Source organism: Microbacterium sp. NPDC087592, assembly GCF_044743585.1.
Lineage (GTDB): Bacteria > Actinomycetota > Actinomycetes > Actinomycetales > Microbacteriaceae > Microbacterium.
In genome coordinates, this window is sequence record NZ_JBIUWT010000002.1 from 148306 (window position 1) to 160755 (window position 12450).

General features: G+C 70.3%; 11 protein-coding genes. 6 read left to right on the forward strand and 5 right to left on the reverse strand.

Going from position 1 to position 12450, the window contains the following annotated elements; all coding sequences use genetic code 11:
* Genes ACIOTO_RS13665 through ACIOTO_RS13675 form a run of 3 tightly spaced genes read right to left on the reverse strand, consistent with a single transcriptional unit; the run spans position 1 to position 5785 of the window.
* On the reverse strand, positions 1-3468 hold the full coding sequence (locus tag ACIOTO_RS13665; protein WP_400858297.1) for an error-prone DNA polymerase: 3468 nt from the start codon (positions 3466-3468) through the stop codon (positions 1-3).
* Complete coding sequence (locus tag ACIOTO_RS13670; protein WP_400858298.1) at positions 3468-5006, reverse strand: DNA polymerase Y family protein; 1539 nt, start codon at positions 5004-5006, stop codon at positions 3468-3470. Before ACIOTO_RS13670 ends, ACIOTO_RS13665 begins: the two co-directional genes overlap by 1 nt.
* Positions 5003-5785 carry a hypothetical protein gene (locus ACIOTO_RS13675; protein WP_372466520.1) on the reverse strand — a complete coding sequence of 261 codons (783 nt, stop codon included), beginning with the start codon at positions 5783-5785 and terminating at the stop codon, positions 5003-5005. Before ACIOTO_RS13675 ends, ACIOTO_RS13670 begins: the two co-directional genes overlap by 4 nt.
* Positions 5786-5916: 131 nt before the next feature.
* On the opposite strand from ACIOTO_RS13675, the gene ACIOTO_RS13680 reads away from it, so the two are divergent.
* The 6 genes from ACIOTO_RS13680 to ACIOTO_RS13705 all read left to right on the forward strand — a co-directional run bounded on the left by ACIOTO_RS13680 (position 5917) and on the right by ACIOTO_RS13705 (position 10315).
* A complete protein-coding gene (locus tag ACIOTO_RS13680) occupies positions 5917-6387 on the forward strand; it encodes an A24 family peptidase (protein WP_262001168.1) in 471 nt (156 codons plus the stop codon).
* Positions 6388-6438: 51 nt separating this feature from the next.
* On the forward strand, positions 6439-6654 hold the full coding sequence (locus ACIOTO_RS13685) for a hypothetical protein (RefSeq protein WP_029261531.1): 216 nt from the start codon (positions 6439-6441) through the stop codon (positions 6652-6654).
* A complete protein-coding gene (locus ACIOTO_RS13690; protein ID WP_262001167.1) occupies positions 6647-7261 on the forward strand; it encodes a CYTH domain-containing protein in 615 nt (204 codons plus the stop codon). The genes ACIOTO_RS13685 and ACIOTO_RS13690 overlap by 8 nt, the downstream gene beginning before the upstream one ends.
* A 63-nt stretch (positions 7262-7324) precedes the next feature.
* Positions 7325-8485, forward strand: a complete 1161-nt coding sequence (locus ACIOTO_RS13695; RefSeq protein WP_400858299.1) for a type III polyketide synthase — start codon at positions 7325-7327, stop codon at positions 8483-8485.
* Positions 8482-9207, forward strand: a complete 726-nt coding sequence (locus tag ACIOTO_RS13700; RefSeq protein WP_400858300.1) for a methyltransferase domain-containing protein — start codon at positions 8482-8484, stop codon at positions 9205-9207. Before ACIOTO_RS13695 ends, ACIOTO_RS13700 begins: the two co-directional genes overlap by 4 nt.
* Positions 9194-10315 carry an FAD-dependent oxidoreductase gene (locus ACIOTO_RS13705; RefSeq protein WP_400858301.1) on the forward strand — a complete coding sequence of 374 codons (1122 nt, stop codon included), beginning with the start codon at positions 9194-9196 and terminating at the stop codon, positions 10313-10315. Before ACIOTO_RS13700 ends, ACIOTO_RS13705 begins: the two co-directional genes overlap by 14 nt.
* A gap of 67 nt (positions 10316-10382) precedes the next feature.
* Here the strand turns inward: ACIOTO_RS13705 and lpdA are convergent, their stop codons facing one another.
* Positions 10383-11780, reverse strand: a complete 1398-nt coding sequence (gene lpdA / locus ACIOTO_RS13710; RefSeq protein WP_029261536.1) for a dihydrolipoyl dehydrogenase — start codon at positions 11778-11780, stop codon at positions 10383-10385.
* 9 nt (positions 11781-11789) lie between these two features.
* Positions 11790-12440 (reverse strand): copper resistance protein CopC, encoded by a 651-nt coding sequence (locus tag ACIOTO_RS13715; RefSeq protein ID WP_400858302.1) that lies wholly within the window; start codon positions 12438-12440, stop codon positions 11790-11792.
* Positions 12441-12450 lie beyond the last annotated feature (10 nt).

Sequence of the window (12450 nt, forward strand, 5' to 3'; positions counted from 1 at the left end):
TCAGCGGAAGTCCCTGGACCGATGCGTGAGGCCGGTGCGCAGATCCTCGAAACCGTCGGCGAGCACATTGACCACGCCCTCGGCTGACCGCTCCAGGATGCCGCGGATGATGAGCGCCGGTGATTCCCGGGCGACACGGCGGTAACGGTTCCAGACCCCCGCCGAGCAGACGATGTTCACCAGGCCGCTCTCGTCCTCGAGGTTGACGAAGGTGATCCCGGACGCTGTCGCCGGCCGCTGACGGTGGGTGACGAGGCCGGCGACCTCGATGCGGCGGCCGACCTCGTGGCCCTGCAGATCACCGGCGGTGAGCACCCCGCGGGTGCGCAGCGCCTCCCGGAAGTGCGCCATCGGATGATCGTCGGTCGACACCCCGGTCGCCCAGAGGTCCGCCGAGAGCCGCTCGTAACTGGTCTGATCGGCGAAGAGGGGCGGCTGCACGGCGACAGTGGTCCCCGGAAGGAAACGGGAGCGGTCGTCCGCCGCGGCGCCGGCGAGCCAGATGGCCTCTCGGCGCTCCAGTCCCAGGCAGTCGAAGGCGCCGGCGGTGGCGAGCGCCTCCAGCTGCGTGGCGGTGGCATCCGTCCGGCGGACCAGATCGTGAAGGTCCCGGTAGCGTCCATGCGCCTCACGCTCGGCGACGATCTTCTCCGCCATCGGCACGCCGATCCCGCGGATGCCGCTGAGCCCGAGCCGCACCGCGGATCCGCCGTCCCGCCGATGTGCCGCGGACTCGTCCGGGGCCTCCCTGTCGAAGCGGAGGGTGGGCGGTTGCGGATCGTCGAGGCAGTCCTCCCGGCCGGTCGGCCCCTGCGCGGATGCGCCCTCGTCGAGAGGCTCCAGCATCTCCGTCGCCCCCGAGACGTGCAGATCGGGGCGACGCACCTCCACCCCGTGCCGTCGGGCATCCGCGGTGAGGGTCGCCGCGGAGTAGAAGCCCATGGGCTGCGAGCGCAGCAGGCCGGCGAGGAAGGCGGCGGGGTAGTGCAGCTTCAGCCAGGAGCTGGCGTAGACGAGCAGAGCGAACGACAGTGAATGCGACTCCGCGAAGCCGAAGTTGGAGAACGCCTGGATCTGGGCGTAGATGCGATCGGCCGCCTCATCGACGAGGCCGCGCCTGGCCATGCCGGCGTACAGCTTGTCCCTGACCTTCTCGATCTTCTCCAGGCCGCGTTTCGATCCCATGGCCCGGCGGAGCAGGTCGGCTTCGTCGGCCGTGCAGTCGCCGATGGCCGTCGCCATCTGGATGAGCTGCTCCTGGAAGATCGGGATGCCCAGCGTGCGTTTGAGGATGTCCTCCAGGTCGCTGTGCGGGTAGGGGATCGTGAAGTCCACGGGCTCCTCGCCCCGTGCCAGGCGCCCCCGGTTCTCCTCGTCGACACGATCCTTCGCCATCTTGCGCCGTACGAAGGGGTGCACGGCCCCACCCTGGATGGGACCGGGACGGATGAGCGCGATCTGGATGGCGAGGTCGTAGAAGCAACGGGGCTGCAGGCGGGGGAGCAGGCCGATCTGCGCACGGGACTCCACCTGGAAGACTCCGATCGAATCCGCGCGACAGAGCATGTCGTACACCCCCGCCTCCTCTTTGGGGATGCTCTCCAGCGTCCACTCCTCGCCGGTGTTCTCCCGGATCAGGTCGAAGCAGTGCTGGAGGGCGGCGAGCATCCCGAGCCCCAGCAGGTCGAACTTCACCAGGCCCATGAAGGCGGAGTCGTCCTTGTCCCACTGGATGACGGTGCGGTTCTCCATGCGGGCATGCTCCACCGGCACGACCTCGCCGACCGGGCGTGCGGTGAGGACCATGCCGCCGGAGTGGATGCCGAGGTGACGGGGTGCCTTCAGCAGCTCACCCGCGTAGGCGAGCACGTTCTCCGGGATGTCATGACCCTCGACGGGTTCGAGCCCCACACCCCAGCCGTCCACCTGCCGGGACCAGGCGTCCTGCTGTCCGGGGGAATGGCCGAGCGCTCTCGCCATGTCGCGTACCGCGTTCTTTGGACGGTACTGGATGACGTTCGCCACCTGCGCCGCCCGCTCCCTCCCGTACTCCCGGTACACCCACTGGATGATCTCCTCGCGTCGGTCGGAGTCGAAATCCACGTCGATGTCCGGCTCCTCCGTCCGTGTGGTCGCGAGGAAGCGCTCGAAGGGAAGACGGTAGAGGATCGGATCGACCGCGGTGATCCCCAGCAGGTAGCAGACCGCGCTCGCCGCGGCCGACCCCCGGCCCTGGCAGAGGATGCCGCGTCTGCGCGCCTCGGCCACGATGCCGTGCACGATCAGGAAGTACCCGGGGAAGTCCTTCTCCTCGATCACGTCCAGCTCGCGTTCGATGCGACGGTGGCCGGCGTCGTCCAGTCGGGGGTACTTCGACGGCACGGCCTCCCAGACCAGGTGACGAAGCCAGCTCATCGGCGTGTGCCCCTCCGGCACCTGCTGCTGGGGGAGCGCCGGTCGTGCGAGACGCAGCGGGAATGCGGATGCCGCGGCCAGCTCGAGCCCGTACGAGATCGCGCCGGGGTAGCGCTGGAAGCGGGCGGACATCTCGGCTCCGCTGCGCAGATGCGCGCCGCCGTGCGCGGGCAGCCAGCCGTCGAGCTCATCCATGCTGCGCACCGCGCGGACCGCGGCCACCGCCTCGGCGAGCGGTGCCTGTGCGGGGGTGGCGTAGTGCACGTTGTTGGTCGCGACCACCGGCAGCCGCATCCGACGGGCGTGATCGGCGAGGGCATCGTTACGGCGGGTGTCCAGGGGGTCGCCGTGGTCGAAGAGCTCGACGGCGACGTTGTCGGCTCCGAACAGGTCGACGAGGGAGCGCAGCGGAGTGGCCGCGTCTCCGGCCGCGAGCCCACGACGCACCGCACCCTTGCGGCATCCGGTCAGGATCGTCCAGTGCCCGCCCGCGCGCGCGGCAAGATCGTCGAGGTCATAGACGGGACGCCCTTTCTCTCCACCGCGCAGCTGTGCGGCGGAGATCGCGCCCGAGAGCCGGTGGTAGCCCTCCATCCCGCGAGCGAGGACCAGCAGATGCTCCCCAGCGGGATCGGCCGAGCCTCGTTGCGGTGCGGGCAGGTCGAGCGACAACTCGGCTCCGAACACCGTCTGCAGCGGACTCTCCATGAGGTCGGCGACCTCGGCGAAGCGGGCAGCGCCGTAGAAGCCGTCGTGGTCGGTGAGGGCGAGGGCGGTCAGGCCGAGACGGTCGGCCTCGGCGAGGAGATCCTCGGGGGAGGAGGCGCCGTCGAGGAACGAGTACGAGGAATGGGCGTGCAACTCGGCGTAGGGGACCGCATCCTCGGGGCGAGCGATGGCGGTGGGCGGAGTGCGCTTGCGGCGCCGGCTCACCGGCCCTGGATCCGTCCGCTGGCCGCGCGGCTCGGCGCCGGGAGGGGGCGGGGGCGACTCGTCGCCGCTGAGGGTGCGCTCCAGGTCTTTCCAGGAGAGGGGCGGGTTGTGCCAGCCCATCAGCGATACCTCCCCTCGGCCCACCAGCGCTCGCCGGTGTGGAAGACCAGCCAGGCGCGGTCGCGGTCGTCGACGATCTGCAGTCGGTGCCCGCGCTTGCCCCCGCCGGACGACCAGCGACGCTCGTGGATGGGCCAGGGGCCGGCCCACGCCTGCACGGCCGCCCCGTCGATGCGGGCGGGATCGCTCGAGAGCGCCCCGCGCTCATCGATGGTGATCGTGGTCTCGTCCGCGGACAGCACTCCGATCGGACGCGGCGGGCGGAACACCTCTGCCGGGAGCGGATCGGGCAGGCTCCCCGGCCAGGGCGATTCCGGGTCGCGCGGGGGGACCGTGCGCTCGCCCCAGGGCGTCAACACCTGCCGATCGGCGAGCCAGCGGCCGCCGGCGACCGCGGCGGTGACGACGCCCTGATGGCCCAGCATGGTCTGCACGCGGGAGACCGCATGGTGCAGGCGCTCGTCGGTGCCGGATCCGAAGAGCCCCGGCTGGTGATGGGCGGCGTCGTCCACGGCGGCGGGGACGATGCGCACCGCCATGATGCCGCCGAACGCCCGTGCCTCATCGACCGGCTCCTTCGCCGACTGCGCGGCCAGTGCCTCCAGCTGCCAGCGCACCCGGTCGACGAGGTCGGAGGCGTCGAAGCACGTCGGATGCAGCCAGGCCCGGGAGAAGACCACGCCGTTGTCATCGGTGAGATCGATCCGCACCTCCGTGCACACGACCGAGGCGTCGCCGAGTGCGAGCATGACCGCATCCGCCGTCTGCCGCACCGCGAAGGCGACCTGATCCGCTCCGGCCAGCGGCGAGTCGAACTCGATGTCCCGAACGAGTTCGGGGTCGGGCGGACGCGGCGTCAGCGGGCGGGAGTCGGCGCCGGCGGCGAGAGCGTGCAGACGTGCGCCGTGTTCACCGAAGCGGTCGCGCACGTCGAGCGGGGTGAGCGCGGTGAACTCGCCGAGGGTGCGCACCCCGAGTCGGACGAGGAGACCGGCGATCTGCTCGTCGCGCAGCACCTGCACGGGGTAGGGGGCGAGGAACTCCCGGGATCCGCCGGGCGGCACGACCGTGCAGGGGGTGGGTCCCCGCGCGGCGATCTCGGCGGTGAACGGGCCGTCCGCGACGCCGATGCGCACCTCGGGGAGACCGGCCTCCGCGAGGACGGTGGTGAGCGCCTCGGCCGCCTCCGCCTCCCCGCCGTGATAGCGGGAGATGCCCCGGGCGCGGACGATCGCGAGTCCCGGTCGCAGCAGCGTCACCCCGGGCGCATGCTTCTCGATGAGGTGCAGCACGGGGAGGAAGGCACGCTCGTCGCGGTCGGGGTCGTGGGGGAGCACGCGCAGCGAGGAGAGATGGCCCTGTGCGACGCGGCGGCGCTGACCGGTGCGCACGCCGTGCTCGCGGGCGGAGGCGGTGCAGGCGACGATCGTGTTCGCCTGCACCAGGGCGGTGGGCGGGTGCGGAGGCGGACTGCCGAGCGCGGCCCGCAGGGGCCAGTCGGGGAACCACAGCACGAGCACGCGGAGCGGGCTGTTCATCCGGCTTCCGCCCATCGCAGGAGTTCGGGCGGTGCGGAATCGCCCTGCCCGACGATCTCGGGCGGGAGCGCGGGCAGCGCGGTGAGCTCGGCCCCGACGGTCTCGACGGCGCCGTGGCCTCCCGGCAGGCGCACCTGCACGCTCGACGGGCGAGAGGTGTGCCGGGTCTGCGCAGTCACGGTCACCGTGCAGTCGGAGAGCAGGCCCCAGCCGGCGCCGAGGCCGTGCCAGTGCGGGTCCTGCAGGCGTATCGTCCCCTCGCTCTGCGGCCACCGTCCGGTGCCGGGCGTCTCGGTGACCAGGAGCGTGCATCCGCGATCGCGCAGGCGAGCGCTCAGGCGGGAGACGTCGGCATCCCGCGCCCGTGTGGCGGGATGCACGACGATCAGGGGTACGACCTCGGCCAGCGCGGAGGTCGCCGCGAGCCAGCGTTCTCCCGGGTCGGGGACGAGGATCAGACGGGCGAGATCGATGCCGAATGCGGCCGCCGCTTCGACGCCGAGTGTCGGCATGCCGACGACGGCGCACCAGTGCCCCTTCTGCGATGCGGCGCTGAGCAGTGCGAGCACGAGGCTCGGCGAGGGGGAGACGGTGTAGGAGGTGCCGGTCTGCAGGCCCTCCTCGGGGAGGAGGGCGGAGAAGGCGGGGTCGAGGGGGAGGAGCGTATGCTCGCTGCGCCGCCGTTGCATCCGGCTGATCTCGCGGCGCAGTCGCAGCACTTCTCCCGCGCGGGAGTCGCTCGCCGGCGAGAGGGAGGCCAGCGCATCGAGACCGATCACCCTGCATCCTTTCTCGAAGATATATTCTAATATAACAAGTCGTGTGGATGACGATAGTTCGTACATCGGACATCGGCGGAGTTCTCCACAGGGCGTCGGCACCGGGCCTGCAGATCTCCTAACCTGCGCGTATGGATCCCCGGCTCGCACTCCTCTCGCTCGTGCACGTGATGCTGGCGGGCGTCGGTGGATGGCTGATCGTGATCGATGCGCGCACGCACCGCCTCCCGAATCGCATCGTGCTGCCGACGCTCGCCGCCCTGATCGTGCTCGGTGCCGGCGACGCCCTGGTCACGGGGCAGAGCACCGCGTTCCTGCGCGCCCTCCTCGGCATGGTGATCCTGGGTGGCTTCTACGCCGTGCTGCGGGGGATCAGCCGTGCGGGGATGGGTGGCGGCGATGTGAAGCTCGCCGCGGTCATCGGGTTCGTGCTCGGCTGGCACGGCTGGCAGTCGCTCGCGATCGGAGCCGCCTCGGCGTTCGTGCTCGGGGCGCTCTACGCGCTCGTGCTCATTCTCCTGCGCCGAGCACACGGGGCCACCCGCATCGCCTTCGGACCGTGGATGATCATCGGCGCGCTCCTCGGCATCGTCCTCGGCTGAATCCGCCGGGCCTCGCACGGATAGTCCGATGTCGGGGCTACCCTGAAGCACATGGCACTTGCACGGCTTCACGGCGGCCCGCTGGACGGGCAGATCATCCCCCTCGGCGACGCGGACGACAAGCTGATCGTCCCCTACAGCGAGACGCAGGTGGTGTACAACCGCCGTAGCGAACCGCACAACACCGGCCCGAACGATGGGCCGACCGAGGTCGACTACTGGTTCGAAGAGTCTCTCGAGGATCTCACTCTCAACGACGATGACTGAACCGTCCCGCACGGTCGAGGTCGAGCGCAAATACGACGTCGACGGCGAGACCCCGCTGCCGGTCTGGGAAGCGATCCCCGGGGTCGACGCCGTCACCGCCGGGGAAGCCCGGGCGCTCGACGCGCAGTACTTCGACACAGCCGACGGCGATCTCGCCCGTGCTGGGGTGGCGCTGCGCCGTCGCACCGGCGGCCCGGACGAGGGCTGGCACGTGAAGGGACCGCGGGAGGGCGACGGCCGGCTCGAACTCGGCTGGCCGCTCGGCGAGGGCGACGAGCTCCCCGGGGCCGTGGCCGACACCGTGTCCGCCTGGACGACCGCGCCACTCACCCCGCTCGCCCGCATCCGCAACGACCGCACCGCCTACCTGCTCACCGGTCCCGCGGGAGTCGTGGCCGAGTTCGTCGACGACCGGGTGCAGGCGACGGATCTCCGAGGCGACGTGCAGCGCGAATGGCGCGAGTGGGAGATGGAGCTCGGTCCCGCAGCCCCGGCAGACGACGAGGCGCGCGCCGCCTTCTTCGCTGCGGTGGAGCGCGCCGTCCTGGCCGCGGGAGGCCGGGAATCGGCATCCGGTTCCAAGCTCGCCCGCGCCCTCGGCTTCTAGTCAGACGGCCGAGTCGAACGCAACCCCTTTCCCCGGGACGACACCGCGTGCTTGAGTGACAGCATGAGTCGACCGCCTGTGCTCCGATCGCTGCAGACGATCGTCCCCGACACCGTTCTCGTCCAGGAGCAGGTGCGCGACGTCTTCGCCCAGCAGCCCGACCTCGGGCGCTTGGCGCAGCGGATCGTCACGACATCGTTCAACGTCTCGGGCATCGACCGCCGCCACACCGTGATCGACGAGTTGTCACTCGACTCCGACGTGGCCGATCCCGTCTTCTTCGACCGGCGTTCCGGCGAGCTGCTGGCTCCGGGCACGAAGGCGCGCAACGACATCTACACCCGGGAGGCCGCCCGGCTCTTCGTCGACGTCGCGCGGCGGGCCCTCGACGCCGATCCCGAGATCGGCCCGGAGGATGTGACTCACGTCATCACGGTGTCCTGCACCGGGTTCCACGCTCCCGGACCGGAATACGAGATCGTGCGCGCTCTCGGGCTGTCCGATGCGGTGCAGCGCTTCCACCTCGGGTTCATGGGCTGCTACGCGTCGATGCCGGCGCTGCGGGCAGCGAGCCAGTTCTGCATCGCCGACGAGAACGCGGTCGTCCTGGTCGTCAGCGTCGAGCTGTGTACCCTGCATCTGCGTTCCTCGGAGAACCCGGACACGATCGTCGCCTCCTCGCTGTTCGCCGACGGTGCGGCGGCCGGCATCGTCACGGCCCGCGACCTTCCGTCGACATCACCCGCCCTGCGGTTGGACCGGTTCCACACGGCCATCGCCCCGGAGGGCGAGAAGGACATGGCCTGGACGATCGGCGACACCGGATTCGAAATGATCCTCTCCACCGCCGTCCCGCAGATCATCGGGGAGACCATCATCGGCGCGCTCCGGCCGCTGTATTCCGCTGATGCGGAGATGGCCGAGGCTTTCGAGGCGGGGCGGGTGGGGCAGAAGGTCGAGCATTGGGCGATCCACCCCGGGGGCCGCAGCATCCTGGACCGGGTGCAGGAGCGGATGCATCTCAGCGATGCGCAGCTGCACCCCGCCCGCGAGGTCCTGCGCGAGAACGGCAACATGTCCAGCGCCACGGTGCTCTTCGTCCTCAAGCGCATCTTGGAGGAGGAGGGCGCGGCTGCGGGCGAGCGTGTCGCCGCGATGGCCTTCGGGCCGGGGCTGACCGCCGAGAGCGCGCTGCTCACCGTCGTCGGTCCTTCGGCCTCATGATCCCAGCCCTGGCGGCCAGGGACGTCGAGGCCCGTGAGCTGATGGACGACCCGCACGCCGATGCACGGATGTTGGCGCGGACCTACGGGCGCTTCGGCTTCGTGAACGCGCTGGTCTCGCGACCTGGCACCCTCTATCGCCGCGATATCCTCCCGCGTGCGGAGCGTGCGGGGCGGCTGCGCATCCTCGATGTCGGCGCCGGCGGCGGAGACCTCTGCCGCCTGCTCGCCGGGCGGCTGCGTCACGACGGGTTCGACGCCGAGATCACCGCCCTCGACGCCGATGAGCGGGCGATCCGGTGGGCCTCGACGCACGACCGGGGCGCCGGCATCCGCTATCGACGGGCGCTGACGACCGAGCTGGTCGACGCGGGCGACACCTACGATGTCGTGCTGTCCAATCACGTGCTGCACCATCTGGACGAGGACGAGCTCCAGACGGTGCTCAGCGACTCGATGCGGCTCGTCGCGCCGGGCGGGCTGGTGTCCCACCACGACATCGCCCGGAGCCGAGCCGCTCATCTGCTGTTCGCCGCGGCGACCTGGCCGATCTCGCGCACCCTCCTCGCCGACTCGTTCATCCGCGAAGACGGTCTCATCAGCATCCGACGCTCGTACACGGTCGCCGAGCTGACGGCGATCGCTCCGACCGGGTGGACCGTCCGCGGGGGACTGCCCTCGCGGCTGGAGCTGCGGTGGGAGGAGGGCAGTGCCCGATCATGACGTGCTGATCGTGGGAGCGGGGCCCGTCGGCCTGCTCCTGGCCTGCGTGCTGCTGCAGGACGGATTGCGGGTGGTCGTCTGCGAGCGGCGCACGGATGCCGACGATAGGACCAGGGCGATCGGCATCCATCGGCCGGGGCTGGACGCTCTCGATGCGGCCGGAGTCGGGCCGGACGTCCGATCGGAAGCGCTGCGGCTCGAAGGCGGAGAGGTGCGCAGTCGCCGCAGGACCCTGGCCACGCTGACCTTCGGCCCGGACCGCCCCGTCCTGATCCTCCCGCAGCCACGGACGAGCGCGCTGCTCCGAGCCCGCCTGCAGATGCTCTCCCCGGATGCGTTGATCCCCGGGTGCACGGTGCAGAGTGTGCGGGAGACCGCTGATGCTGTTCAGGTCTTGACGCAGAGCGGGGCGGGAGCGCGCAGGTTCACGGCGTCGATCGTCGTGGGGGCGGACGGGGTGCGCAGCCGTCTGCGCGATGATCTCGATCTCGGCTGGCGCCGTCGTCCGGGACGCGCGTCGTACTCGATGCTCGACGTCGAAGACGTGACGCCGGGCGCGCGTGCCGTCCTGCACTGCGAACCGGAAGGGCTCGTCGAGTCCTTCCCGCTTCCCGGAGGGGTTCGGCGCTGGGTCGTACGCGAAGGGTCCGACGGGGATCTGCGTGACCCCGAGGCCTTTCGCGCGGCGATCGAGGCGCGCACCGGGATCGCCATCGAACTCCCGCCCGATGCGGAGCCGACCTCCTTCGTCGCCGCACAGCACCGGGCGACACGGCTGACCAGGGGTCGGGTGGTGCTCCTCGGAGACGCCGCGCACGAGATCAGTCCGATCGGCGGGCAGGGGATGAACCTGGGGTGGGTGGACGCCGCTCGTCTCGCGTCCGAGCTCGCGCGGTCGCTGCCGCATCGGATGCCGGAGCTGGCGAGGTTCGAGTGGCACGTCCTGCGCTCTGCGTCGCGCGCACAGCGGCGCTCGGCGTTCTACATGTCGATGGGTGCTCCGGCGCCGATGCCCGTGGTCCGCAGCAGGGAGCTCCTGATGCGCGCACTCGGCTCGCCGCCGGCGCGGGGATGGACGGCCGGGCTCCTCACGATGCGTGGCCTCTGACCATGACCTGAGACGCCCGAAGGCCCGGTCCGCGTTGCGCGCGGGACCGGGCCTTCGAGAAAGCGGATCAGAAGTTGATCATGTGGCCGGCGAGCCCGTGGAAGCCCTCCTGCAGCGCCTCCGACAGTGTCGGGTGCGTGTGCACGTTGCGGGCCAGCTCCAGGGCCGTGAGGTCCCACTTCTGGGCCAGCGTCAGCTCGGGCAGCAGCTCGGAGACATCCGGGCCGATCATGTGGGCGCCGATGAGCTCGAGGTGCTCGGCGTCGGCGATCAGCTTGACGAAGCCGACCGGCTCGCCCAGACCGTGCGCCTTGCCGTTCGCCATGAACGGGAAGGTGGCGACCTTGATCTCGCGCCCCTCGTCCTTGGCCTGCTGCTCGGTGAGGCCGAACGATGCCACCTGCGGGGAGCAGAACGTCGCGCGCGGCATCATGCGGTAGTCGCCCAGCGTCTGCGTCTCCGCGCCGCCGATGGTCTCGGCCGCGACGACGCCCTGTGCCTCGGCCACGTGGGCGAGCTGCAGCTTGGCGGTCACGTCGCCGATGGCGTAGATGCCCTCGACGTTGGTGCGCATGTGGTCGTCGATGTCGATCGCGCCGCGCTCGGTCAGCTTCACACCCGTGGCCTCGAGGCCGAAGCCCTCGATGTTCGGGGCGAATCCGACCGACATGAGGACCTTGCCGGCCTCGATCGACGACTGCTGCCCGTCCTTGGCGGTGTAGGTGACGGTGACGGACGAGCCGTTGTCGACGACCGACTCCACCTTGGTGGAGGTGAGGATGTCGACGCCGTAGTTCTTGTACTGCTTCGCGATCTCCTTCGACACGTCGGCGTCCTCGTTGGGGAGCGCGCGGTCGAGGAACTCGATGATCGTGACCTTCACGCCGTAGTTCGTCATCACGTAGGCGAACTCCATGCCGATGGCGCCGGCGCCGACGATGACGATCGATTCGGGCAGCTCACGGCTCATGATCTGCTCTTCGTACGTGACGACGTTCTCGCTGAGCGTCACACCGGGCAGCAGGCGCACCTTGGAGCCGGTCGCGATGATCACGTTGTCGAAGGTGACCTCTTCAGTCGAGCCGTCGGCCTTGGCGACCGAGATGGCCTTGGGGCCGGTGAAGGTGCCGCGACCGTCGTACTCGGTCACCTTGTTCTTCTTCATCAGGAAGTGGATGCCCTTGACGCGGCCATCGGCGACCACGCGGCTGCGGTCGAACGCCTTGCCGTAGTCGATCGTGAACTCGCCGGAGATTCCGAAGAAATCAGCCTTGTGATTCAGGGTGTGCGCGAGCTCCGCGTTCTTCAGGAGCGCCTTGGACGGGATGCAGCCGACGTTGAGGCAGACACCGCCCCAGTACTTCTCCTCGATGATGGCGGTGGACAGACCGAGCTGCGCGCTGCGAACCGCAGCGACGTATCCGCCAGGACCTGCACCAAGGATGACGACGTCGTAATGTGGCATGCCTTAAGCCTATCGCTCTACGGGGGCGTCGGAACCGGTCGCGGAACCGCCACGACGGCGGCTCACGACGATCCACGTGACCACGCCGGCGACGACCAGCACCGCGACGATCACGAGTACCCAGATCCACGGGGACCCACCTTCGGCGTCACCGGAATCCGCCGCCGGCGTCGTGGTCGCCTCGGGGGCGGCAGTCTGCTCGGCCGTCGGTGCCGCGGACGTGGGGGCGGCAGTGGGTTCCTCTGTCGGAGCCGCGTCGTCGCCGACGGTCACGGTGAAGGAGTACTCGCCGGAGGTGGGATGACCGTCGCTCGAGACGACCTTCCAGATGACGTGGTACTCGCCAGCCGGGCCCGAGCCCTGCAGCGGCTGGGTGACGATCGCGCCGTCGACCGTCGCGGCGCCGTCGGTGATCGAGGAACCGTCGGGGCCGGTGACGACGACCTCGGTCGCGCCGTCGCCGTCGATGAGCTTCGCGCTGAAGGTGAGTGTCAACGCCGAAGGCACGGTCTCGACGGACTCGTCCGCGGCCGGAGACGACGACACGAGCGCGTCGTGCGCGGAGGCCGAGAGCGGCGAGAAGAGAACGAGGAACGCAGCGAGCAGGGTGGCGGCGAGGGCGATCGGGGTCGCCGGGCGCCGCAAGGCTTTGGTCTTCACGGCTCCACCC

Bases quoted from the DNA above. Each gene is read 5' to 3' on its own strand.
- ACIOTO_RS13665 (WP_400858297.1), bottom strand. From the start codon at position 3,468: ATGGGCTGGCACAACCCGCCCCTCTCCTGGAAAGACCTGGAGCGCACC.
- ACIOTO_RS13670 (WP_400858298.1), bottom strand. From the start codon at position 5,006: ATGAACAGCCCGCTCCGCGTGCTCGTGCTGTGGTTCCCCGACTGGCCC.
- ACIOTO_RS13680 (WP_262001168.1), top strand. From the start codon at position 5,917: ATGGATCCCCGGCTCGCACTCCTCTCGCTCGTGCACGTGATGCTGGCG.
- ACIOTO_RS13685 (WP_029261531.1), top strand. From the start codon at position 6,439: ATGGCACTTGCACGGCTTCACGGCGGCCCGCTGGACGGGCAGATCATC.
- ACIOTO_RS13690 (WP_262001167.1), top strand. From the start codon at position 6,647: ATGACTGAACCGTCCCGCACGGTCGAGGTCGAGCGCAAATACGACGTC.
- ACIOTO_RS13695 (WP_400858299.1), top strand. From the start codon at position 7,325: ATGAGTCGACCGCCTGTGCTCCGATCGCTGCAGACGATCGTCCCCGAC.
- ACIOTO_RS13700 (WP_400858300.1), top strand. From the start codon at position 8,482: ATGATCCCAGCCCTGGCGGCCAGGGACGTCGAGGCCCGTGAGCTGATG.
- lpdA (WP_029261536.1), bottom strand. From the start codon at position 11,780: ATGCCACATTACGACGTCGTCATCCTTGGTGCAGGTCCTGGCGGATAC.